The organism is Mycobacterium sp. E2497 (assembly GCF_001668695.1).
In the GTDB taxonomy this organism is placed as follows: Bacteria; Actinomycetota; Actinomycetes; order Mycobacteriales; family Mycobacteriaceae; genus Mycobacterium.
Genome location: NZ_LZKD01000155.1, coordinates 19882 through 40086 on the forward strand (window position 1 = coordinate 19882; position 20205 = coordinate 40086).

The 20205-nt window shown below is 70.1% G+C and carries 23 protein-coding genes; 18 read left to right on the forward strand and 5 right to left on the reverse strand.

From position 1 onward, the window contains the following. Positions 1 to 97: 97 nt before the first annotated feature. The gene (locus A5713_RS14395) at positions 98 to 904 is read right to left on the reverse strand and encodes an alpha/beta hydrolase (protein ID WP_068096438.1); all 807 of its coding nucleotides are present in this window, start codon (positions 902 to 904) and stop codon (positions 98 to 100) included. Between the two features lie 283 nt (positions 905 to 1187). On the opposite strand from A5713_RS14395, the gene ffh reads away from it, so the two are divergent. From ffh to A5713_RS14415, 4 genes are read left to right on the forward strand one after another with little or no spacing between them, the layout of a single operon-like run. After that, positions 1188 to 2744, forward strand: a complete 1557-nt coding sequence (gene ffh, locus A5713_RS14400) for a signal recognition particle protein (protein ID WP_068096439.1) — start codon at positions 1188 to 1190, stop codon at positions 2742 to 2744. A 13-nt stretch (positions 2745 to 2757) separates the two neighbouring features. Next, the gene (locus A5713_RS14405; RefSeq protein WP_156751885.1) at positions 2758 to 3849 is read left to right on the forward strand and encodes an amidohydrolase family protein; all 1092 of its coding nucleotides are present in this window, start codon (positions 2758 to 2760) and stop codon (positions 3847 to 3849) included. Positions 3850 to 3890: 41 nt separating this feature from the next. Next, the gene (locus A5713_RS14410; protein WP_156751886.1) at positions 3891 to 5741 is read left to right on the forward strand and encodes an amidohydrolase family protein; all 1851 of its coding nucleotides are present in this window, start codon (positions 3891 to 3893) and stop codon (positions 5739 to 5741) included. 1 nt (position 5742) lies between these two features. Next, on the forward strand, positions 5743 to 6351 hold the full coding sequence (locus tag A5713_RS14415) for a TetR/AcrR family transcriptional regulator (RefSeq protein ID WP_067928323.1): 609 nt from the start codon (positions 5743 to 5745) through the stop codon (positions 6349 to 6351). Here the strand turns inward: A5713_RS14415 and A5713_RS14420 are convergent, their stop codons facing one another. Next, positions 6352 to 7236 (reverse strand): D-alanyl-D-alanine carboxypeptidase family protein, encoded by an 885-nt coding sequence (locus A5713_RS14420; protein WP_068096442.1) that lies wholly within the window; start codon positions 7234 to 7236, stop codon positions 6352 to 6354. Positions 7237 to 7295: 59 nt separating this feature from the next. On the opposite strand from A5713_RS14420, the gene A5713_RS14425 reads away from it, so the two are divergent. The 5 genes from A5713_RS14425 (at position 7296) to trmD (ending at position 9993) form a co-directional block, all read left to right on the forward strand. Continuing rightward, entirely contained in the window at positions 7296 to 7715 is a 420-nt protein-coding gene (locus tag A5713_RS14425) for a nuclear transport factor 2 family protein (protein WP_067918970.1), read from the forward strand. A 256-nt stretch (positions 7716 to 7971) separates the two neighbouring features. Next, positions 7972 to 8493 (forward strand): 30S ribosomal protein S16, encoded by a 522-nt coding sequence (gene rpsP / locus A5713_RS14430; protein WP_067918969.1) that lies wholly within the window; start codon positions 7972 to 7974, stop codon positions 8491 to 8493. A gap of 8 nt (positions 8494 to 8501) precedes the next feature. Further along, positions 8502 to 8744: an RNA-binding protein gene (locus tag A5713_RS14435; RefSeq protein WP_003878715.1), complete on the forward strand. Its 243-nt coding sequence runs from the start codon at positions 8502 to 8504 to the stop codon at positions 8742 to 8744. Between the two features lie 17 nt (positions 8745 to 8761). Next, entirely contained in the window at positions 8762 to 9283 is a 522-nt protein-coding gene (gene rimM, locus A5713_RS14440; protein WP_067918968.1) for a ribosome maturation factor RimM, read from the forward strand. Beyond that, positions 9280 to 9993 (forward strand): tRNA (guanosine(37)-N1)-methyltransferase TrmD, encoded by a 714-nt coding sequence (gene trmD, locus A5713_RS14445; RefSeq protein WP_068096443.1) that lies wholly within the window; start codon positions 9280 to 9282, stop codon positions 9991 to 9993. Before rimM ends, trmD begins: the two co-directional genes overlap by 4 nt. Here the strand turns inward: trmD and A5713_RS14450 are convergent. Next, positions 9990 to 10958: a hypothetical protein gene (locus A5713_RS14450; RefSeq protein ID WP_067918966.1), complete on the reverse strand. Its 969-nt coding sequence runs from the start codon at positions 10956 to 10958 to the stop codon at positions 9990 to 9992. The genes trmD and A5713_RS14450 overlap by 4 nt on opposite strands. A gap of 318 nt (positions 10959 to 11276) precedes the next feature. Here A5713_RS14450 and rplS point away from each other — a divergent pair, with 318 nt between their 5' ends. The 4 genes from rplS (at position 11277) to A5713_RS14470 (ending at position 13696) form a co-directional block, all read left to right on the forward strand. Further along, a complete protein-coding gene (rplS, locus tag A5713_RS14455) occupies positions 11277 to 11618 on the forward strand; it encodes a 50S ribosomal protein L19 (protein WP_007775353.1) in 342 nt (113 codons plus the stop codon). A 69-nt stretch (positions 11619 to 11687) separates the two neighbouring features. Continuing rightward, the gene (gene lepB / locus A5713_RS14460; protein ID WP_067918965.1) at positions 11688 to 12578 is read left to right on the forward strand and encodes a signal peptidase I; all 891 of its coding nucleotides are present in this window, start codon (positions 11688 to 11690) and stop codon (positions 12576 to 12578) included. A 13-nt stretch (positions 12579 to 12591) separates the two neighbouring features. Then, on the forward strand, positions 12592 to 13386 hold the full coding sequence (locus tag A5713_RS14465) for a ribonuclease HII (protein WP_068096447.1): 795 nt from the start codon (positions 12592 to 12594) through the stop codon (positions 13384 to 13386). 4 nt (positions 13387 to 13390) lie between these two features. Continuing rightward, a complete protein-coding gene (locus tag A5713_RS14470; RefSeq protein WP_007171389.1) occupies positions 13391 to 13696 on the forward strand; it encodes a DUF2469 domain-containing protein in 306 nt (101 codons plus the stop codon). 6 nt (positions 13697 to 13702) lie between these two features. Here the strand turns inward: A5713_RS14470 and A5713_RS14475 are convergent, their stop codons facing one another. Then, positions 13703 to 14470, reverse strand: coding sequence for a GAF and ANTAR domain-containing protein (locus tag A5713_RS14475; RefSeq protein ID WP_067918974.1), 768 nt, complete (start codon positions 14468 to 14470; stop codon positions 13703 to 13705). Between the two features lie 273 nt (positions 14471 to 14743). On the opposite strand from A5713_RS14475, the gene A5713_RS14480 reads away from it, so the two are divergent. The 4 genes from A5713_RS14480 to A5713_RS14495 all read left to right on the forward strand — a co-directional run bounded on the left by A5713_RS14480 (position 14744) and on the right by A5713_RS14495 (position 18620). Next, positions 14744 to 15724 carry an NAD-dependent epimerase/dehydratase family protein gene (locus tag A5713_RS14480; RefSeq protein WP_068096449.1) on the forward strand — a complete coding sequence of 327 codons (981 nt, stop codon included), beginning with the start codon at positions 14744 to 14746 and terminating at the stop codon, positions 15722 to 15724. Between the two features lie 75 nt (positions 15725 to 15799). Next, positions 15800 to 16618, forward strand: a complete 819-nt coding sequence (gene fdhD, locus A5713_RS14485; protein ID WP_068096454.1) for a formate dehydrogenase accessory sulfurtransferase FdhD — start codon at positions 15800 to 15802, stop codon at positions 16616 to 16618. Between the two features lie 113 nt (positions 16619 to 16731). Beyond that, a complete protein-coding gene (locus A5713_RS14490; protein WP_067918973.1) occupies positions 16732 to 17109 on the forward strand; it encodes a YraN family protein in 378 nt (125 codons plus the stop codon). Then, complete coding sequence (locus tag A5713_RS14495; protein WP_068096455.1) at positions 17109 to 18620, forward strand: YifB family Mg chelatase-like AAA ATPase; 1512 nt, start codon at positions 17109 to 17111, stop codon at positions 18618 to 18620. Before A5713_RS14490 ends, A5713_RS14495 begins: the two co-directional genes overlap by 1 nt. Positions 18621 to 18628: 8 nt before the next feature. On the opposite strand, the gene A5713_RS14500 is transcribed toward A5713_RS14495, so the two are convergent. Then, the gene (locus A5713_RS14500) at positions 18629 to 18970 is read right to left on the reverse strand and encodes a DUF4190 domain-containing protein (RefSeq protein ID WP_231980411.1); all 342 of its coding nucleotides are present in this window, start codon (positions 18968 to 18970) and stop codon (positions 18629 to 18631) included. A gap of 47 nt (positions 18971 to 19017) precedes the next feature. Here A5713_RS14500 and dprA point away from each other — a divergent pair, with 47 nt between their 5' ends. Further along, positions 19018 to 20184 (forward strand): DNA-processing protein DprA, encoded by a 1167-nt coding sequence (gene dprA / locus A5713_RS14505; RefSeq protein WP_068096457.1) that lies wholly within the window; start codon positions 19018 to 19020, stop codon positions 20182 to 20184. Positions 20185 to 20205: the final 21 nt, after the last annotated feature.

Consider the following 20205-nt stretch of genomic DNA (forward strand, 5'->3'; position numbering starts at 1 on the left):
CCGTAGTTGCAGTTGTCGACGCGGACGGCCCGGTTAAGTGGCGGACGTGAAATGTAGCACGCCAACGCTTTTCGGCGCAGTAACGACTCGAGCGTGGTTAGCGCGGTTCGGCCGCCAGGTCATGGGTCTCCAGCCACGCATGGATGCGTTCGGCGACGTCAGCCCAAGCCGGCTCGAGCATCATGTTGTGGCCCATCGAGAAGAATTCCGGTTCGGTGCGGTAGGCGCGCGCGGTGGCGCGCACGTCGCCGACGCTGACGAAGCCGTCGTACTCGGCGCCCAGCACCAGGATCGGCGTGCTCACCCGTCGGGTTCTCACGCGGCGGACCATCGGGTCGGTCATGGCGGCACGCACGCTTTCGGCCCCGGCGCGCCGCATGCAGGATTCGACGACGGCCTCGGGCGTGTCGGCGCAGAAGAGGTACTCGCGGGTGAGCGCCGGGGTGGCGAGGAACCTCAGCAGCGTGCGGTCGCTCCAGGCTTCCAACGTCATCGACGGCCGGCGGCGCCACACGCGCACCGCCAACCTCAGCACGCCCTGTGGCGGCACGGATCCCACCAGCACCGCCGCCGGGGCGCGGCGCTCTTCGAGGTAGCGCTGGATCACGAAGCCGCCCAGGGAATGGCCTATGAGGACAGGGTGGCGCGCCGGCGCGCCGCCCAGCCCGTCGGCCACCGAGCGGACGTCCTCGATGTAGTCGGCGATGGAGACCTTGTGCAGCGGCTTCGCCGTCGGGCTGGCGCCGTGGCCGCGCAGGCTCACCGCGACCGCGCGGTACCCGGCGTCGGCGAAGAAGTCCAGGAAGTGCTCCCAACACCACGCCCCGTGCCAGCCGCCGTGCACGAAGAGCAGCGGGACGGGATGGTCCCGGCTGCAGGACCCCTTGTCGATCACCTCGAGCATGGGCTGACCCCTTCGGCGGCGTCTTGGTTCGCTCGACCATTCAAACTCGCTCGCCGTCTCGCCGAGACTGAAACCACGCACACGTTTGCCGGCGTGTCGTCTGCGTAGTTGCAATGTCGCGGTCGATGGGCGGCGCCGAGCCGGCCCAAGCGGTGAGCCACTAGGCCTGATGAGTGGTACCTGCCGCGCCCGGCTTCGCCGCGCTTGCAGTACCACTAGGCCTGATGAGTGGTACCTGCCGCGCCCGGCTTCGCCGCGCTTGCAGTACCACTAGGCTGGCGGGGTGTTTGAATCGCTGTCCGACCGGTTGACCGGTGCACTTCAGGGGCTACGCGGCAAGGGTCGTCTGACCGACGCCGACATCGACGCCACCACCCGCGAGATCCGGCTGGCGCTGCTGGAAGCCGACGTCTCGTTGCCCGTGGTGCGGGCGTTCGTCACCCGGATCAAGGACCGCGCCAAGGGCGCCGAGGTCTCGGGTGCCCTCAACCCGGCGCAGCAGGTCGTCAAGATCGTCAACGAAGAACTGATCGGCATCCTGGGCGGCGAGACCCGCCAGCTGGCGTTCGCCAAGACACCGCCGACCGTGGTGATGCTCGCCGGCCTGCAGGGGTCCGGTAAGACCTCGCTGGCCGGCAAGCTGGCCGCGTGGCTGCGCGGCCAGGGGCACACCCCGCTGCTGGTGGCGTGCGACCTGCAGCGGCCGGCCGCCGTGAACCAGCTGCAAGTCGTCGGCGAGCGTGCCGGGGTCCCGGTCTTCGCGCCCCATCCCGGCGAGTCGCCCGAATCGGGACCCGGCGACCCGGTCGCGGTCGCGGCGGCGGGGCTCGCGGAGGCCCGAGCCAAGCACCACGACGTCGTCATCGTCGACACCGCCGGCCGGCTGGGCATCGACGACGAGCTGATGGCGCAGGCCGCGGCCATCCGGGACGCGGTCAACCCCGACGAGGTCCTGTTCGTGCTGGACGCGATGATCGGCCAGGACGCCGTGACCACCGCGGAGGCCTTCCGCGAGGGTGTCGGCTTCACCGGGGTGGTGCTGACCAAGCTCGACGGCGACGCCCGCGGTGGCGCCGCGTTGTCGGTGCGCGAGGTGACCGGCGTGCCAATCCTTTTCGCCTCCACCGGCGAGAAGCTCGAGGACTTCGACGTCTTCCATCCCGACCGGATGGCCAGCCGCATCCTGGGCATGGGCGACGTGCTGAGCCTGATCGAGCAGGCCGAGCAGGTCTTCGACGCCGAGCAGGCCGAGGCCGCCGCGGCCAAGATCGGCACCGGCGAGCTGACGCTGGAGGACTTCCTGGAGCAGATGCTCGCCATCCGCAAGATGGGCCCGATCGGCAACCTGCTGGGCATGCTGCCCGGGGCTGGGCAGATGAAGGACGCCCTGGCCCAGGTTGACGACAAGCAACTCGACCGCCTGCAGGCCATCATCCGCGGCATGACACCCGAAGAGCGGGCCGACCCGAAGATCATCAACGCGTCGCGACGGCTGCGCATCGCCAACGGCTCGGGCGTGACCGTGTCGGAGGTGAACCAGCTGGTCGACCGCTTCTTCGAGGCCCGCAAGATGATGTCGTCGATGCTCGGCGGCATGGGCATCCCGGGCATGGGCCGCAAGTCCGCCACCCGAAAGGCCAAGGGCACCAAGGGCAAGAAGGGCAAGAAGGGTGGGCGGGGTCCCACGCCGCCCAAGGTTCGCAACCCCCTCGGCGCCGGGATGCCGGGCATGCCGGCCGGGTTCCCCGACCTGTCGCACATGCCCGAGGGTCTCAACGAGCTACCGCCCGGGCTGGCGGACTTCGACCTGTCCAAGCTCAAGTTCCCAGGCAAGAACTAGCCGCGCCGTGCGCATGCACGTGCGAGGTGTCGGGCTGCCGGACGAGAGCCCAACCGAGCTGTGGATCGTCGACGGGCGCATCAGCACCGAGCCCGTCGCCGGGGCCGATACCGTCTTTGGCTCGTCTGGGTTTCAAGGCTGGATCCTGCCCGGACTGGTCGACGCCCACTGCCACGTCGGCCTCGGCGAGCACGGCGAGATCCCGCTCGACGAGGCGGTCACGCAGGCCGAGACCGAGCGTGACGTCGGGGCGCTGCTGCTGCGTGATTGCGGCTCACCGACCGACACCCGCAGCCTCGACGACCGCGACGACCTGCCCCGCATCATCCGCGCCGGAAAACATCTGGCCAGGCCCAAGCGCTATGCGGCCGGCTTCTCGCGCGAGCTCGAAGACGAGTGGCAATTGCCCGAGGCGGTCGCGGAGGAGGCGCGCCGCGGGGACGGCTGGATCAAGCTGGTCGGTGACTGGATCGATCGCAGCGTCGGCGATCTCGCCCCGCTGTGGTCCGACGACGTGCTCAAGGCCGCAATCGAGACCGCACACGCCCACGGCGCGCGGGTCACCGCGCACGTCTTCAGTGAGGACGCGCTGCCCGGGTTGATCAACGCCGGCATCGACTGCATCGAACACGGCACCGGTCTCACCGACGACACCATCGCGCTGATGGTCGAGCGCGGAACGGTCTTGGTCCCCACGCTGGTCAACATCGTGGAGAACTTCCCCGGCATCGCCGACGCCGCCGCCGCGAAGTATCCGACCTACGCCGCCCACATGCGCGACCTGCACGCCCGCGGCCTGTCGCGGATCGCCGCCGCCCGCGAGGCGGGCGTGCCGATCTACGCCGGCAGTGACGCCGGCACCATGGTCGCGCCCGGGCGTATCGCCGATGAGGTCGAGGCGCTCAAGGGCATCGGGATGAGCCCGGCCGAGGCATTGGGCGCGGCGTGCTGGGACGCCCGCCGCTGGCTGGGCCGACCCGGCCTGGATCACGGCGCGTCCGCCGACCTGCTGTGTTACGCGCGGGACCCGCGGTCGGGCCCGGACGTGCTAGGCCGTCCGGACCTGGTGATATTGCGCGGCAAGGCGTTTCACTCGCCGGCGTAGGCCGGCACTCGCCCGACGGGCGGACACACCGGGCAGAAAAGATTGCGAGTGCTTGCTATCTATGTTACGGTCCGTGTCACCGCGAGGACCTGGAGGCAAGAGTGGCGTACGACGTGATCATCCGCGACGGGCTGTGGTTCGACGGCACCGGCGGAGCACCGCAGACCCGCACGCTGGGCATCCGCGACGGCGTGGTGGCCACGGTGTCGGACGGGCCGCTGGACGAGGCGGGCTGCCCCGACGTGATCGACGCGGCCGGCAAGTGGATCCTGCCCGGCTTCATCGACGTGCACACCCACTACGACGCCGAGGTGCTGCTGGACCCGGGCCTGCGGGAGTCCGTGCGCCACGGCGTGACCACGGTGCTGCTGGGCAACTGCTCGTTGTCCACGGTCTACGCCGACGCCGAGGACGCCGCCGACCTCTTCAGCCGGGTCGAGGCCGTACCGCGCGAATACGTCTACGGCGCCCTGCAAGACAAGACGTGGTCGGGCCCGGCGGAATACATCAAGGCGATCGACGCCCTGCCGCTCGGGCCGAACATCGGCTCGCTGCTCGGTCATTCGGACCTGCGGGCCGCCGTGCTGGGGCTCGACCGGTCCACCGACGCCGCCGCCGCGCCCACCGACGCCGAACTGGAGAAGATGGCGGACCTGCTCGACGACGCCCTGGAAGCCGGGATGCTCGGCATGTCGGGCATGGACGCGGGCATCGACAAGCTCGACGGTGAGCGCTTCCGGTCGCGGGCGCTGCCGTCCACCTTCGCGACCTGGCGCGAGCGGCGCAGGCTGATCAAGGTGCTGCGCAAGCGCGGGCGGCTGCTGCAGAGCGCCCCCAACGTGGCGAAGCCGTCGACCGGGATGCTGTTCTTCCTGGCCAGCAGCCGGATCCTCAACCGCGGCAAGGGTGTTCGGATGAGCATGCTGGTATCGGCCGACGCCAAGTCGATGCCGTTGTCGGTGTACGTGTTCGGCCCGGGGACGCGGCTGCTGAACAAGCTGCTGGGCGCCAGCGTGCGGTTCCAGCATCTGCCGGTGCCCTTCGAGTTGTACTCCGATGGGATCGACCTCCCGGTGTTCGAGGAGTTCGGCGCCGGAACGGCCGCCCTGCACCTACGGGATCAGTTGGAGCGCAACGAGTTACTGGCGGACAAGGAATACCGCCGCAGGTTCCGGCGCGAGTTCGACCGCGTCAAGCTCGGACCGTCGTTGTGGCACCGCGACTTCCACGACGCGGTCATCGTCGAATGCCCCGACGAGTCGTTGATCGGCAAGAGCTTCGGCGCCATCGCCGACGAGCGCAAGCTGCACCCGCTCGACGCGTTCCTCGACGTGCTCGTCGAAAACGGTGAGCGCAACGTGCGGTGGACGACCGTCGTCGCCAACCACCGCCCCAAGCTGCTCGACGCACTCGCCAACGAGGGCAGCGTGCACATGGGCTTCTCCGACGCCGGTGCGCACCTGCGCAACATGGCTTTCTACAACTTCCCGGTCAAGCTGCTCAAGCGGGTTCGGGATGCCCAGCGGGCCGGCGCGCCGTTCATGTCCACCGAGCGGGCGGTGCACCGGCTGACCGGCGAGCTGGGGGAGTGGTTCGGCGTCGACGCCGGCACGCTGCGCCAGGGCGACCGCGCGGACTTCGTGGTGATAGACCCGGCCGGCCTCAACGAAACGGTCGAGGGCTACCACGAGGACGAGGTGCCGTTCTACGGCGGCCTGCGGCGCATGGTGAATCGCAACGACGACGCGGTCGTCGCGACCGGTGTGGGCGGCGCGGTCGTCTTCCGTGCGGGCCGGTTCCGTGAGGGCTACGGCCAAACCGTCAAATCGGGCCGCTACCTGCGCGCCGGCCAGCGGCACCGCGGCCGGAGCCCGCTGACGATCGGGGCCTGACATGGCGAGAACCCAGCAGCAGCGCCGCGAGGAGACCGTGGGCCGGCTCCTCGACGCCTGCATCGACACCATCATCGAGGTCGGCTACGCCCGGGCGTCCGCGGCCGTGATCACCAAGCGCGCGGGGGTCTCCGTCGGCGCCCTGTTCCGGCACTTCGAGACCATGGGCGACTTCATGGCGGCCACGGCGTCGGAGGTGCTGCGTCGCCAGCTCGAGACCTTCACCAAGCGGGTCGCCGAGATCCCGCCCGATCGGCCGGCGCTGGAGGCCGCCCTGGCGATCCTGCGCGACCTGACCACCGCGCCCAGCAACGCCGTGCTGTACGAACTGCTGGTCGCCGCCCGCACCGACGAAAAGCTCAGGGCCACCTTGCAACACGAGTTGCGGCAGTACTCCACGAAAATCCACGACGCCGCCCGTGCGCTGCCCGGCGCCGAGGGCTTCCCCGAGGAGACGTTCCCGGTGCTGGTCTCGGTGCTGACCAACGTCTTCGACGGGGCCGCGGTGGTGGAGGGGGTGCTGCCGCAGCCGCACATCGCCGAGCAGCGGATCCCGATGCTGATGACGCTGCTGTCCGCGGCGGCGCCGGACGCGGGCCGACCGGAATAGCTACAGCGAGCCGACGCTGGACTGGGGGCTTTGCGCGAATCCCCAGTCGAACAACGTCGCCGCCTGGTCCCAGTAGGTCGGTCCGCCCTCTTTGATCAGCCCGTACATCATCGCGATGACCAGCCGACGGCCACCGCGGGCAGCGGCCCCGACGAAGGTCTTGCGGGCCGCGTTGGTGAACCCGGTCTTGCCGCCGATCGCGCCGGGGTAGCGCTGCAACAGCTCGTCCTGGTTGGTGATGAGGTGATCGCCGTTATCGCCGGGGAACATCGCCGACGGCTCAGCGGTGATCTGGGCGAACACCGGGTTGGCCATCGCGGCGCGGAAGATGACCGCCAGGTCGTGCGCGGTCGAGGACCCCGATCCGCCGGGCCCGTCCAGGCCGGACGGTGTCGCGGCGTGGGTGCTGGTCGCGCCCAGCGATGCGGCCTTGGCGTTCATCTTGGCGACCGTGGCGTCGGCGCCGCCCAGCATGTGCGCCAGCGCGTTGGCGGCGTCGTTACCCGAGACCAGCAGCAGGCCGTCGAGGAGCTGGCGCGCGGTGTAGGTGCGGCCCGGCTTGATGCCGACGCAGTTGCATTCCACCTGGGTGTCGGCGGCGTCCGCGACGACGGTCGAGTCCAGGCTCACCGAGTCGAGGACCACCTGGGCCAGCAACGTCTTGATGGTGCTCGCCGGCGGGTGGGCCACGTTCTGGTCGCGGCCGGCCAGCACCTGACCGCTGTCGAGGTCGGCCACGATCCAGGTCTGCGCCGGACCGTCCGGGATCGGTACCGAGCCCACCGGCTGCATGCTGTCGGCCCAGGACGCGGGGGCGGCGGCGCCGCACGCCCCGACCGCGAGCAGGGCCGCGACGCCGACCCTGAGGGCCATGACCTTGCGCATGGGTCGAAAGTCTAACTACCTGTCCTGTTCGGCGACGATTTTCGTCTACTGTCCGATGCATGTTGAGCCTGGCCGAGATTTCCGACCGCTTAGAGATCCAGCAACTTCTCGTGGACTATTCCACCGCCATTGACCAGCGCCGATTCGACGACCTCGACAAGGTGTTCACCGACGACGCGTACATCGACTACACCGCGCTCGGGGGCATCGAGGGCCACTATCCCGAGGTCAAGAAGTGGCTGTCGGAGGTGCTGCCGAACTTTCCGGTGTACGCGCACATGCTGGGCAACTTCTCGGTGCGTATCGACGGCGACACGGCGTCGTCGCGGGTGATCTGCTTCAACCCGATGGTGCTCGGTGGCGACAAGGATCAGGTGTTGTTCTGCGGGCTCTGGTACGACGACGAGTTCGTGCGCACGCCGCAGGGTTGGCGGATGACCCGGCGGGTGGAGACCAAGGTCTTCCAGAAGGTGATGTAGGCGCGGCGGACCGCCGCGGCTGTCGCCGAGATTGCCACCGGGGTTGCGCCTCGGCCCCCGGACACGACCATGACGGCAATCTGGGCGCGAGCGCCGCGATTTCTGGCGTGGCGGCCTGTTCTGGCACAATGGGCGGCTGTCCGCCGAGCGATCACGCATCGCTTCGTGGTCACACACGCGAGGCAAAACCGGATCCGGGCATCCCGCCCGCATCGCTGAATTGCAGCGTGACACATACAGGAGAATCCGCTCAACCATGGCTGTGAAGATCAAGCTCACCCGCCTCGGCAAGATCCGCAATCCCCAGTACCGCATCGCCGTCGCCGACGCGCGGACCCGCCGCGAAGGCCGCTCCATCGAGGTCATCGGCCGCTACCACCCGAAGGAAGAGCCGAGCCTCATCGAGATCAACTCCGAGCGTGCCCAGTACTGGCTGTCCGTCGGTGCCCAGCCCACCGAGCCCGTCCTCAAGCTGCTGAAGATCACCGGCGACTGGCAGAAGTTCAAGGGCCTGCCCGGCGCCGAGGGCTCCCTGAAGGTCGCCCCGCCCAAGCCCAGCAAGCTCGAGCTGTTCAACGCCGCGCTGGCCGAGGCCGAGGGGGGTCCCACCACCGAGGCCGCCAAGCCCAAGAAGAAGGCTTCAACTTCAGGGGCGAAGAAGGCCGCCAAGGCCGCCGAGCCGGAGGCCGCCGCTGAGCCGGAGGCCGCCGCCGAGGCCGCGCCCGCGGAGACGACTGCCGAGGGCGGCGAGCCGGCCGCGCCGAGCACCGAGAGCTGACCGCGGCGATGAGTACGGTCGTCGTTGATGCGGTGGAGCATCTGGTCCGCGGAATTGTCGACAACCCCGACGATGTCCGGGTGGACATGGTGACCAGCCGCCGTGGCCGAACTGTCGAGGTGCACGTCCACCCCGACGACCTGGGCAAGGTGATCGGCCGCGGCGGGCGCACCGCGACCGCCCTGCGCACCCTGGTCGCCGGCATCGGTGGCCGCGGGATCCGCGTCGACGTGGTGGACACCGACCAGTAGCCGGGAATGGAACTCCGTTGGAGTTGACCGTCGGGCGCGTCGCGAAAGCGCACGGGATCGGCGGCGAGCTCGTCGTCGAGGTCCGCACCGACGACCCCGAGTCCCGGTTCGCGCCGGGTAACACCTTGCGCGGCAAGGCATCCCGCGGTGGCGCGGAACGCGACTTCGTCGTGGAGAGCGTGCGCGAACACGGTGGGCGGCTGCTGGTGCGATTGGCCGGGGTGACCGACCGTGACGCCGCCGACGCCCTGCGCGGCACCCTGTTCGTCGTCGACTCCGCTGACCTGCCCCCGATCGACGAGCCGGACACCTACTACGACCACCAGCTCGAAGGGCTGCGCGTGCGGACAGTGACGGGCCAGGATGTCGGCGTCGTCGCCGAGGTGTTGCACACGGCGGCCGGGGAGCTGCTGGCGGTGCGCCGGGGCGACGGCGGCGAGGTGCTGGTGCCGTTCGTCGGCGCGATCGTCACGTCGGTGTCGCTCGACGATCACGTCGTGGAGATCGATCCCCCCGAGGGCCTGCTGGACTTGGCATGAGGATCGACGTCGTCACCATCTTCCCGGCCTTCTTGGATCCGTTACGGCAATCCTTGCCCGGCAAGGCGATTCAGTCCGGCCTGGTCGACCTGCGGGTGCACGACCTGCGCCGGTGGACGCACGATGTGCACCGCTCCGTCGACGACGCACCCTATGGCGGTGGCCCCGGGATGGTGATGAAGGCGCCGGTGTGGGGCGAGGCGCTGGACGAAATCTGTTGGGAGCAAACCGTTTTGGTCGTCCCCACGCCCGCCGGTGCGTTGTTCACCCAGGCGGACGCGCAGCGTTGGAGTGCCGAGGAGCACCTGGTGTTCGCGTGCGGCCGCTACGAGGGCATCGACCAGCGGGTCATCGACGACGCCGCCCGGCGGATGCGGGTCGAGGAGGTCTCGATCGGCGACTACGTCCTGCCGGGTGGCGAGTCGGCGGCCGTGGTGATGATCGAAGCCGTGGTGCGCCTGCTCGAAGGGGTGCTCGGCAACCCGGCGTCGCACCTGCAGGATTCGCACTCGCCGGCCCTGGACCGGCTGCTGGAGGGGCCCAGCTATACCCGGCCGCCGAGCTGGCGCGGGCTCGATGTTCCCGAGGTGTTGTTGTCCGGCGACCACGCGCGCGTCGCCGCATGGCGCCGGGAGGTCTCACTGCAGCGCACCCGTGAACGGCGCCCGGAGCTGCTGGACTCGCCCGGACTAGAGCCCGGCGACGACTAGAGCCCGCGCCGCAGCGGATCGATGCGGCCCTCGGGAAATATCGTCTTGACCGCACGGGTGATGGTCTCGCGGGCGGTGGCGTCGTCGGAGGGCTGCAAAGACTGCACCACCATGATGTATCGACGGTCCGCGCCGATCACCCCCGTCGACAGGTGCATCCAGTCGCTGCCGATGCAGCACATCCAGCCCTGCTTGACCGCCACCGGTTCGGCATACAGCCCGTCGGGGATGCCGAAGCGCTGCGGGTAACCGTCGAGCCCATTCGGGGTGGACTGCGCCAGGTCGTCGACGATGACCTTCGCCTTGTCGGCCGGCAGCCCTCCCGATCCGTCGAGCAGCATCTCGTAGTAGCGGATCAGGTCGGTCATCGAGCTCATCGTGTTCCACCAGCGTCCGTCGCTGGGCGGGGTCGTCGAGGTGAGCCCGTAGCGGGCCGCGACCGCGGCGATGATGGCGTTCTCGCCGCCCTGGGCCCAGAACCTCTCGGCCGCGCCGTCGTCGGACGACTGCAACATGATGTCCAGCGCCTGCCGGTCGTCCGCGCTCAGCGCGGCCTTGCCCTGGGATTCGTGCAGCAGCAGGTCGTCGGCGATGAACAGCTTGGCCACCGACGCGGTGCCGATGACCTGGCTGTTGCCGGTGGAGACCAGTTCGTGGGTCTTGCGGTCGAGGATCGCCACCGACAGCGCGGCTCCGCCGGCGGCGGCCTCGTCGGTGGCCCGCTGCACCCGCGCCTGCAGGCCCACGGGGCCCGCGGCGGTCGGTTGCTGTTCGGGTTGGGTGGGCTTGGCCGCCTCGAGCATCAGCTCGGCCACCTGCGGGGGAGGTTGGCGCAGTCCGCGGTCGGGGGTGACGTACACCGGGAAGTTGTATGCCTTGGCCTGGACCTTCGCCTCGCATCCGGCGGCCACCACCAACGCCACCGCCGCGGTGGCGGTGAGCAGAAACAGCGGCCGAACGCGCATTCCTCTCCTCCGGTGTTCCCAAGCTGCTCGAACGCGGGCCCGAATCGCGCGGTCAGCGCGTTCCAGCCCAGCTCATATGTACCATTCACCAGCCCTTTCGGCTCGCTGCGAACCGCGTCCGGTCCTGTGATTTTCTCCGCACGCGTCCCGTCTGGCACAATTGACCAGTTGTCTCCAGCGGTTGCAGGCCGGCCGGGCCGCTTCCCGCCTGCTGCGAGATACGCGCAAGTTGCCCAAAACCATCGGCTTGGCGACCGCTCACCCTCGCGGTGAGGGCTGTTGCCGCAGGCCGCGACCGCAAGGAAGTGTCTTCTTACGATGAACCGCCTGGACTTCGTCGACCAAGCGTCGCTGCGCGACGACATCCCGGTTTTCGGCCCGGGCGACACCATCAACGTGCACGTCAAGGTCATCGAGGGCGCCAAGGAGCGTATCCAGGTGTTCAAGGGCGTGGTGATCCGCCGGCAGGGCGGCGGCATCCGCGAAACCTTCACCGTGCGCAAGGAGAGCTACGGCGTCGGCGTCGAGCGGACCTTCCCGGTGCATTCCCCGAACATCGACCACATCGAGGTGGTGACCCGTGGCGATGTCCGCCGCGCGAAGCTGTACTACCTGCGTGAGCTCCGCGGCAAGAAGGCCAAGATCAAGGAAAAGCGCTGAGCCGGGGCGGCCGGGCGGCAGTTCCGGTCGGTTTACAGCGTCACAATCTGCGCTGGCTACTCTGATCTCGTGACCGATCCCACGGACTCATCTGAGCCCCAGTCCGCCCAGTCAGAGCCGAAGGTCTCCACCCGCATCCCGGACACGCCCGAAGGCGAGTCATCGAAGGACGCCGAACCGCTCCCCGAGCCGGGGGAGGCGACCGAGGACGGCGCGCCGGAGCGCGCCAAGCGATCCACTTTGCGGGAATTCGCGCTCCTGGCGGTGATCGCGGTGGGGCTCTACTACGTCATGTTGACGTTCGTTGCCCGGCCCTACCTGATCCCGTCGGAATCGATGGAGCCGACGCTGCACGGGTGCGCCGGCTGCGTGGGCGACCGGATCATGGTCGACAAGGTCAGCTATCGCTTCGGCGCACCGCGGCCGGGCGATGTCATCGTCTTCAAGGGACCGCCCTCCTGGAACCTCGGGTACAAGTCGATCCGGTCCAACAACACCGTCCTGCGCTGGGCGCAGGACGCGCTGTCCTTCATCGGCTTCGTGCCTCCCGACGAGAACGACTTGGTCAAGCGGGTCATCGCGGTCGGTGGGCAGACGGTGCAGTGCCGGGCGGACACCGGTCTGACGGTCGACGGCAAGCCGCTCAAGGAGCCCTACCTGGACCCGGCCACCATGATGGCCGACCCCGCGGTCTACCCGTGCCTGGGCAGCGAGTTCGGGCCGGTCACCGTCCCGCAGGGGCGGCTGTGGGTGATGGGTGACAACAGGACGCACTCGGCGGATTCGCGTGCCCACTGCACCAGCGTCCCGGCCGAGGCGCTCAAAGGGGTGTTGTGCACGGGCGATCCGACGTCGGGAACGGTTCCCGTGTCCAACGTGATCGGCAAGGCGAGGTTCATCGTGTGGCCGCCGGGACGATGGGGTGGCGTGTCTTCGGTGAACCCGCAGCAACATCAGTAGCCATGGCGCGACCATGACCCGGACGTGGCCGCCGCGGACGGTGATCCGCAAGTCGTCCGGATTGCGCACCCTGGAGTCCGCCCTGTACCGCAGCGGTCTGGGGCCGGTGGCCGGCGTGGACGAAGTCGGCCGCGGCGCCTGCGCGGGCCCACTGGTGGTGGCGGCCTGCGTGCTCGGGCAGGGGCGGTTGGAAAGCCTTGCCGCGCTTGATGACTCGAAGAAGCTCACCGAGAGCGCCCGGGAGAAGCTGTTCCCGTTGATCCGGCGTTACGCGCTGGCCTACCACGTGGTGTTCATCCCGCCGGCCGAAGTCGACCGGCGCGGCGTGCACGTCGCCAACATCGAAGGGATGCGCCGCGCCGTGGCCGGCCTGTCGCTGCGGCCCGGGTATGTGCTCAGCGACGGATTCCGGGTGCCCGGCCTGCCGGTGCCGTCGCTGCCGGTGATCGGCGGAGACGCGGTGGCGGCGTGCATCGCCGCGGCCAGCGTGCTGGCGAAGGTGAGCCGGGACCGGCTGATGGTGGCCATGGACGCCGAGCACCCGGGGTACGGCTTCGCCGAGCACAAGGGCTACGGCACACCGGCGCACAGCGCGGCCCTCACCCGGCTGGGTCCCTGCCCCGAACATCGCCATTCGTTCATCAATGTGCGGCGGGTGGCCCTAGGGTCAGAGACGGCGGGCGGCCGCGTGGTGGCGGAATGCGGGCCGGACCCTCGCCCGCGCGCGGCGAATATCGGTGAGGAAAGATGGGTCGAAGATTCCCCGGGCGGAACGCCGGGGAAGTGTTTCTCCGAGAAGGACGTCTGAGCAGATGAGTGCCGAGGATCTCGAAAAGTACGAAACCGAGATGGAGCTCTCGCTGTACCGCGAATACAAGGACATCGTCGGCCAGTTCAGCTACGTGGTGGAAACCGAACGGCGCTTCTACCTGGCCAACAGCGTGGAGATGGTGCCCCGCAACGCCGACGGCGAGGTGTACTTCGAGCTGCGACTGTCCGACGCCTGGGTGTGGGACATGTACCGTCCGGCGCGGTTCGTCAAACAGGTCCGGGTGGTGACGTTCAAGGACGTCAACATCGAAGAGGTGGAAAAGCCCGAGCTGCGGCTGCCGGAATAGCCGGCGCTAGCCGTCGCCCGCCGCCTGCTTGTCCTCCGGGGCCGGCAGTTCGCCGCGGCGGTCGATGACCTCCCGCGCCACATCGGCCAGCTTGATGTTCAATGCCTGGGAATGGCGCCGCAGCAGGTCGAACGCCTCCTCCTCGGTCATGTCGTGGAGCAGCATCAACATGCCGACCGCCTTACCGATCTCCCGGTTGCTCAGCAGCCCCCGGCGCAGGCTGGTGGCGTCCTCACCCTTGGCGACCGCGTTGATGGCCACGCTGGCGAACGCGGCCAGCAGCGCCCCGCGTCCGGCCGACTCGGCGTCGAACACGTTGGCAGTGTCGCTGAAGAGGTTGAGCGCGGCGCCCTTGCGCTTGTCCATCAGCAGCCGGAAGCCCATCGCCCCGCGCACCGGGGTCTCGGCCACCAGGACCTTCGCGAGCTTGGGCCACAGCGACGGCGTGGTGAGGTCCGGATCGATCTGGGGCGTCTCCTCCTCGATGGCGTCGATGCAGGGTCCGTCCCCCGAACGTCGTTCCAGCTCGTCGACGTGCTGCGCCAACCGGTCGCTCGCGCCCACCGTGACGTAGCGGTCGCCCTCGCGCACCAACAGGCTGGCGTGGTCACACCCGGGGACGACCAGGGTGGCGGCGACGCAGATGGCCGCATACATCTGGCCGGCGTCGGAGCCCTGGTAGATGATCTCGGCCAGCGCGGCGAAAACGGTACCCGGGTCGGCCTTCTCACCGCCGGGCGTCGAGCCGCCGTCGGCCGTCGATTCGTCCCCCATGTTGTGCCTCATTTCCTGCGCAGTCGGCAGTATGACCCCGCGCCTGATCGCCGTAGATTATCGGTCCTCGGCGCGAGCCTCACACGATGTTCGGTGCGATTGCACCGAAATCCACGCGCCCCGGGCTGCCGGCCACGGGCCGGCGAAAACATTTGCTGACAATACGGGTACCCGCACGTCCGGCGCTCACAAATGGCGGCACCCCGCGCCGTTCCGGGGGTGATGTTTCCCACCCGTGGTTTCGCCGGGCCCCGGCCGGGCAAGAGCCTTGGGATGGGAATTACGGTCGCGGTGACCGGGCCGACCGGCGAGATCGGCATGTCGGCCGTGACGGCGCTGGAGCGCGAACCCGCCGTGGACGCCATCGTCGGGATGGCGCGCCGGCCGTTCGACCCGTCGTCGCGCGGCTGGCTGAAGACCAGCTATCAGCAGGGCGACATCCTGGATCGCGATGCCGTCGACGCCCTGGTGGCGCAGGCCGACGTGGTGATCCACCTGGCTTTCATCATCATGGGTTCGCGGGAAGAGAGCGCCCGCATCAACCTGCAGGGCACCCGCAACGTCTTTGAGGCGACCGTGGCCAGCGAGCGGACGCGCCGCCTGGTGTACACCTCGTCGGTGGCGGCCTACGGCTACCACGCCGACAACCCCGACCCGCTGACCGAAGACGTCCCGGCGCGAGGCTCCGACGAGCACTACTACTCCGCGCAGAAGGCGGCGTGCGAGGCGCTGCTCGGTGAGATCACGAAGGACTCGCCGCTCGAGGTGTTCGTGCTGCGGCCGTGCATCGTCGCGGGGCCCAACGCCACCGTCCTGGCCGACGCGATGCCGTGGAACCAGCTGCCCGGCCCGATGCGCGCCGTGGTCAAGGCGGTGCCGATCCTGAAGCCGGTCGTGCCGGATCCCGGCATTCCCTTGCAGCTGGTGCACCACGACGACGTCGCGAGCGCGATCGCGCTGGCGGCCACCGCCCCGGCGCCGCCCGGCGCCTACAACATCGCCGGTGACGGCGTGGTGACGGTCGGCGACGTGGCCCGGGCCCTGGGTGGCCGTCCGGTGCGGGTGCCGGCGGTCGCCGCCTCCGCCGCGTCGGCGGCGCTGTCGCGGGTCCCGCTGGTCCCGTCGATGCTGGAGTGGCTGCACACCGCGCGCACGTCGATGGTCATGGACACCACCAAAGCGCGCACCCAGCTCGGCTGGCGGCCGCTGCACTCGTCGGCGGAAACCCTGGCGGCGCTGGCTTCGGCGGTGTGACGTCGACCAGGGTAGCTTTGGCTGCGTGATGTCCCCGCGTTGCGCCGCGCGCCCGGCTGGCGGTGAAATCGCCCAGTGCGGCACGTAACCGCACGCCGGCGGGTCAAGCACCTCTCCGCCGGTAAAGCGATCACCCGGCCGGAGACGCTCGTCGTCGAGGAGCCGCTGGAGATCCGGGTGAACGGCGCCGCGGTCACCGTGACGATGCGCACGCCCGGCGCGGATTTCGAACTGGCCCAAGGCTTTCTGCTGACCGAGGGGATCATCGCCGGCCGCGACGACGTGCAGACCATCCGGTACTGCGGCGGCGCCGTCGACGGCGCGAACACCTACAACGTCCTCGACGTGACGCTGGCCGCCGGCGTCCCCGCGCCCACCCTCGACGTCACCCGCAACTTCTACACCACCTCGTCGTGCGGGGTGTGCGGAAAGGCGTCGCTGGACGCGGTGCGGTTGATCGGCCGCTTCGCGCCCGGCGCGGATCCCGCCACCGTCGCGGCGGCGACGCTCAAGGCGATGCCAACCCAACTGCGTTCGGCGCAAAAGGTTTTCGACAGCACCGGGGGGCTGCACGCGGCCGCGCTGTTCGGCGTCGACGGCACCATGCTGGTGGTGCGCGAGGACGTGGGCAGGCACAATGCGGTCGACAAGGTCATCGGCTGGGCGCTGGAACACCGGCGGGTCCCGCTGGCGGGCTCGGTGCTCCTGGTCAGTGGTCGGGCCTCCTTCGAGCTGACGCAGAAGGCCGTGCTGGCCGGGATTCCGGTGCTCGCCGCGGTGTCCGCGCCGTCGTCGCTGGCGGTCTCGTTGGCCGAGGAGTCCGGGATCACTTTGGTGGCGTTCCTGCGCGAGGACTCGATGAACGTCTACACCCGAGCGGATCGAATCAGCTAGTCGTTTCCCGCCGGCTGTGGATGAACGCGGCGCTGGGGATAACCGGTCGCCCGGCCGGGCCCGCCGGCGCCGCCGCGGCCGGCCTTGTCGTGGCCGTTGCGCACAGTTGCCCCATGACGACCGAAACGACGATGACCCGGGTCCAGCTCGGGGCGATGGGTGAGGCGCTGGCGGTGGACCATCTGACGAAGATGGGATTGCGCGTGCTGCACCGCAACTGGCGCTGCCGCTACGGCGAACTCGACGTCGTGGCCTGCGACGAGGCCGCCCGCACGGTGGTGTTCGTCGAGGTGAAAACCCGTACCGGCGACGGCTACGGCGGGCTGCCGTACGCGGTCACCGAGCGTAAGGTGCGCAGGCTGCGCCGGCTGGCCGGGCTGTGGCTGGCCGCCCAGGACACCCGCTGGGCCGGGCTTCGCATCGACGTGATCCAGGTGCGGATCGGGCGCCGCCGCACCCCGGAAATCACCCACCTGCAAGGGATCGGCTGATGGCGCTGGGGCGCGCCTTCTCGGTCGCCGTGCGCGGGGTGGACGGGCAGATCGTGGAGATCGAGGCCGACATCACCTCCGGTCTGCCGGGCGTGCACCTGGTGGGTCTGCCCGACGCCGCCCTGCAGGAGTCCCGGGACCGGGTGCGGGCGGCGGTGGCCAATTGCGGCAACAGCTGGCCGATGGCGCGGCTCACGCTGGCGCTCTCCCCGGCGACGCTGCCGAAGATGGGCTCGGTCTACGACATCGCCTTGGCCGCGGCCGTCCTGTCGGCGCAGCGTAAGAACCCGTGGGAGCGCCTGGAGAAGACGGTGCTTCTGGGTGAGCTGTCGCTGGATGGCCGGGTCCGCCCGGTGCGCGGCGTGCTGCCGGCGGTGCTGGCCGCCAAACGCGACGGCTGGCCGGCCGTCGTCGTCCCGGTGGACAATCTGGCCGAGGCCAGCCTGGTCGACGGCATCGAGGTCTGGGGCGTGCGCACGCTGGGGCAGTTGCAGAAGTGGCTCGGCGCGTCGGCCGCTTTGGAGGACAGAATCACCCCGACGGCCACCGCGCCGGAACTCTCGGTGGATCTCGCTGAGGTGGTCGGGCAGACGCAGGCGCGCTTCGCGGTGGAGGTAGCCGCCGCCGGGGCGCACCACCTCATGCTCACCGGCCCGCCGGGCGTCGGGAAAACGATGCTTGCCCAACGACTTCCGGGCCTGCTTCCGCCGCTGTCGGAGAGCGAGTCACTGGAGGTCACCGCGATCCATTCGGTGGCCGGCCTGCTGTCGGGGGACACGCCGCTGATCACCATCCCGCCGTTCGTGGCGCCACATCACAGCTCCAGCGTGGCGGCGCTCGTCGGCGGCGGCTCGGGCATGGCGCGCCCGGGCGCCGTGAGCCGCGCGCACCGCGGCGTGCTTTTCCTCGACGAATGCGCGGAGATCAGCGTGCATGCGCTGGAGGCGTTGCGAACCCCGTTGGAGGACGGGGAGATTCGTCTCGCCCGCCGCGACGGGGTGGCGTGTTACCCGGCGCGGTTCCAGCTGGTGATGGCGGCCAACCTGTGCCCATGCGCGCCCGCCGACCCGCAGGACTGCATCTGTGCGGCCGCGGTCAAGCGCCGCTACCTGGGGAAGTTGTCCGGGCCCCTGCTCGACCGGGTCGACCTGCGGGTGCAGATGCATGCGGTGCGGGCAGGCGCCTTCTCGGGCGTCCAGGCCGAGTCGACGGCACAGGTGCGGCAGCGGGTGGCGCAGGCCCGTGCGGCGGCGGCCCAGCGCTGGCGACCGTACGGGTTCCGCACCAACGCCGAGGTGAGCGGGGCGCTGCTGCGCCGAAAGTTCCGTCCCGGCAACACCACCATGGCCCCACTGCAGAAGGCGCTGGACCTGGGGCTGCTCAGCATCCGGGGCCTGGACCGCACCCTGCGAGTCGCGTGGAGCCTGACCGACCTCGCCGGCGGGGTGTCGCCGGGACCAGAGGAGGTCGCGGCCGCGCTCAGCTTCCGGCAGTCGGGGGCGGCGCGATGAGCGCCGGATCACCAGTACGCCCTGGTCAGCCAGTCGTTGTGTCCGCCCCGGACTACGATCGCCGCGGTCACCAGGATGGCGAACGCCCGGGCGAACTGCGCCATCGCGCGACCGCCTTCGCCGCGGTGTTCCATGTCGCGCAACGCCACGGACGCCAGCGCGCCGCTCAGGATCGGAATGGGCAACCCGCACCAGCTGACCAGGCTCAGGGCGAACGCCGCGATCGCCCAGGGGTTGACGGGCCGGGCGGGCGCGGCGAGCCGGGTCGGCTGGCAGATGATCACGGTTCCCTCCGTTCGTTGCCGGCTGAGCGATGGCGAATGGGGTTCGACGACAACACGTTCGCGCACGCGGCTAAACGGATCCTTGGCGAATGCTTGGAACTGCGAACACGGCCATGCTGACCGCTATCGACGATCCCGTGCTGCGCGCTTGGGCATACCTGTCCCGGGTGGCCGAGCCGCCGTGCGCCCAGCTCACCGCCCTGGTGCGGTCCGTCGGCCCGGTGGAGGCCGCCGACCGGGTGCGCCGCGGCCTGGTGGACGACGAGCTGGCGCGACACACCGAGGCGAGGCGCGAAATCGACTGCGCCGCGGCCGACCTCGAGCTCCTCGCCAACCGTGGCGGACGCCTGATCACCCCCGACGATGACGAGTGGCCGCTGCTGGCATTCGCGGCGTTCGGGGGCGCTTCGGTCAAGGCGCGCGGCGGGACGCCGATGGTGCTGTGGGCGCAGGGCCCCAGCCGGCTCGACGAGGTGGCGCATCGCGCGGCAGCCGTGGTGGGAACTCGGGCCGCGACGGCATACGGCGAGCAGGTGGCCGACGACTTGGCCGTCGGGCTGGCGCAACGTGAGGTCGCCGTCGTCTCCGGCGGCGCGTACGGCATCGACGGCGCGGCGCACCGCGCGGCGCTCAACGCCGACGGGATCACCGTGGCCGTCCTCGCCGGCGGGCTGGACGTCCCCTATCCGAGCGGTCACTCGGCGTTACTGCATCGCATCGGCCAGCACGGGCTGCTGTTCACCGAGTACCCGCCCGGTGTCCGGCCGGCTCGCCACCGATTCCTGACCCGCAACCGCCTGGTGGCCGCCGTCGCCGGCGCCGTGGTGGTGGTGGAAGCCGGGCTGCGCAGCGGCGCGGCGAACACCGCCGCCTGGGCGCGGGCGCTGGGACGCGCGGTGGCCGCCGTGCCCGGGCCGGTGACCTCGTCGGCGTCGGCCGGGTGCCACGCGCTGCTGCGCGGCGGGGCCGAGCTGGTGACCCGGGCCGACCACGTCGTCGAGCTCATCGGCCGCATCGGTGAGTTGGCGGCCGACGAACCACGCCCCGCTACCGCGCTCGACGGGCTCGGCGACGCCGAGCGCCGGGTTTACGAGGCGCTGCCGGGCCGCGGCGCGGCCACCGTCGAGCAGCTCGCGGTCGCGTCGGGGCTGGCACCCGAGCGCGTGCTGGGGCCGCTGGCGATCCTGGAGCTGGCCGGGCTGGTGCAGCGCCAGGACGGTCGATGGCGCCTTGTCCGGGCCGCCGGCGGTCAAGCTGCGCCGACAACGCGGCTCGTATAGTCGACCGGGGGCCGGGTCTGG

What these genes read in the sequence shown, in the direction of transcription:
- A5713_RS14395 (WP_068096438.1), bottom strand. Translation starts at nt 904, where the DNA reads ATGCTCGAGGTGATCGACAAGGGGTCCTGCAGCCGGGACCATCCCGTC.
- A5713_RS14405 (WP_156751885.1), top strand. Translation starts at nt 2,758, where the DNA reads ATGCACGTGCGAGGTGTCGGGCTGCCGGACGAGAGCCCAACCGAGCTG.
- A5713_RS14415 (WP_067928323.1), top strand. Translation starts at nt 5,743, where the DNA reads ATGGCGAGAACCCAGCAGCAGCGCCGCGAGGAGACCGTGGGCCGGCTC.
- A5713_RS14420 (WP_068096442.1), bottom strand. Translation starts at nt 7,236, where the DNA reads ATGCGCAAGGTCATGGCCCTCAGGGTCGGCGTCGCGGCCCTGCTCGCG.
- A5713_RS14425 (WP_067918970.1), top strand. Translation starts at nt 7,296, where the DNA reads ATGTTGAGCCTGGCCGAGATTTCCGACCGCTTAGAGATCCAGCAACTT.
- rpsP (WP_067918969.1), top strand. Translation starts at nt 7,972, where the DNA reads ATGGCTGTGAAGATCAAGCTCACCCGCCTCGGCAAGATCCGCAATCCC.
- A5713_RS14435 (WP_003878715.1), top strand. Translation starts at nt 8,502, where the DNA reads ATGAGTACGGTCGTCGTTGATGCGGTGGAGCATCTGGTCCGCGGAATT.
- trmD (WP_068096443.1), top strand. Translation starts at nt 9,280, where the DNA reads ATGAGGATCGACGTCGTCACCATCTTCCCGGCCTTCTTGGATCCGTTA.
- A5713_RS14450 (WP_067918966.1), bottom strand. Translation starts at nt 10,958, where the DNA reads ATGCGCGTTCGGCCGCTGTTTCTGCTCACCGCCACCGCGGCGGTGGCG.
- rplS (WP_007775353.1), top strand. Translation starts at nt 11,277, where the DNA reads ATGAACCGCCTGGACTTCGTCGACCAAGCGTCGCTGCGCGACGACATC.
- A5713_RS14465 (WP_068096447.1), top strand. Translation starts at nt 12,592, where the DNA reads ATGACCCGGACGTGGCCGCCGCGGACGGTGATCCGCAAGTCGTCCGGA.
- A5713_RS14470 (WP_007171389.1), top strand. Translation starts at nt 13,391, where the DNA reads ATGAGTGCCGAGGATCTCGAAAAGTACGAAACCGAGATGGAGCTCTCG.
- A5713_RS14475 (WP_067918974.1), bottom strand. Translation starts at nt 14,470, where the DNA reads ATGGGGGACGAATCGACGGCCGACGGCGGCTCGACGCCCGGCGGTGAG.
- A5713_RS14480 (WP_068096449.1), top strand. Translation starts at nt 14,744, where the DNA reads ATGGGAATTACGGTCGCGGTGACCGGGCCGACCGGCGAGATCGGCATG.
- A5713_RS14490 (WP_067918973.1), top strand. Translation starts at nt 16,732, where the DNA reads ATGACGACCGAAACGACGATGACCCGGGTCCAGCTCGGGGCGATGGGT.
- A5713_RS14495 (WP_068096455.1), top strand. Translation starts at nt 17,109, where the DNA reads ATGGCGCTGGGGCGCGCCTTCTCGGTCGCCGTGCGCGGGGTGGACGGG.
- dprA (WP_068096457.1), top strand. Translation starts at nt 19,018, where the DNA reads ATGCTGACCGCTATCGACGATCCCGTGCTGCGCGCTTGGGCATACCTG.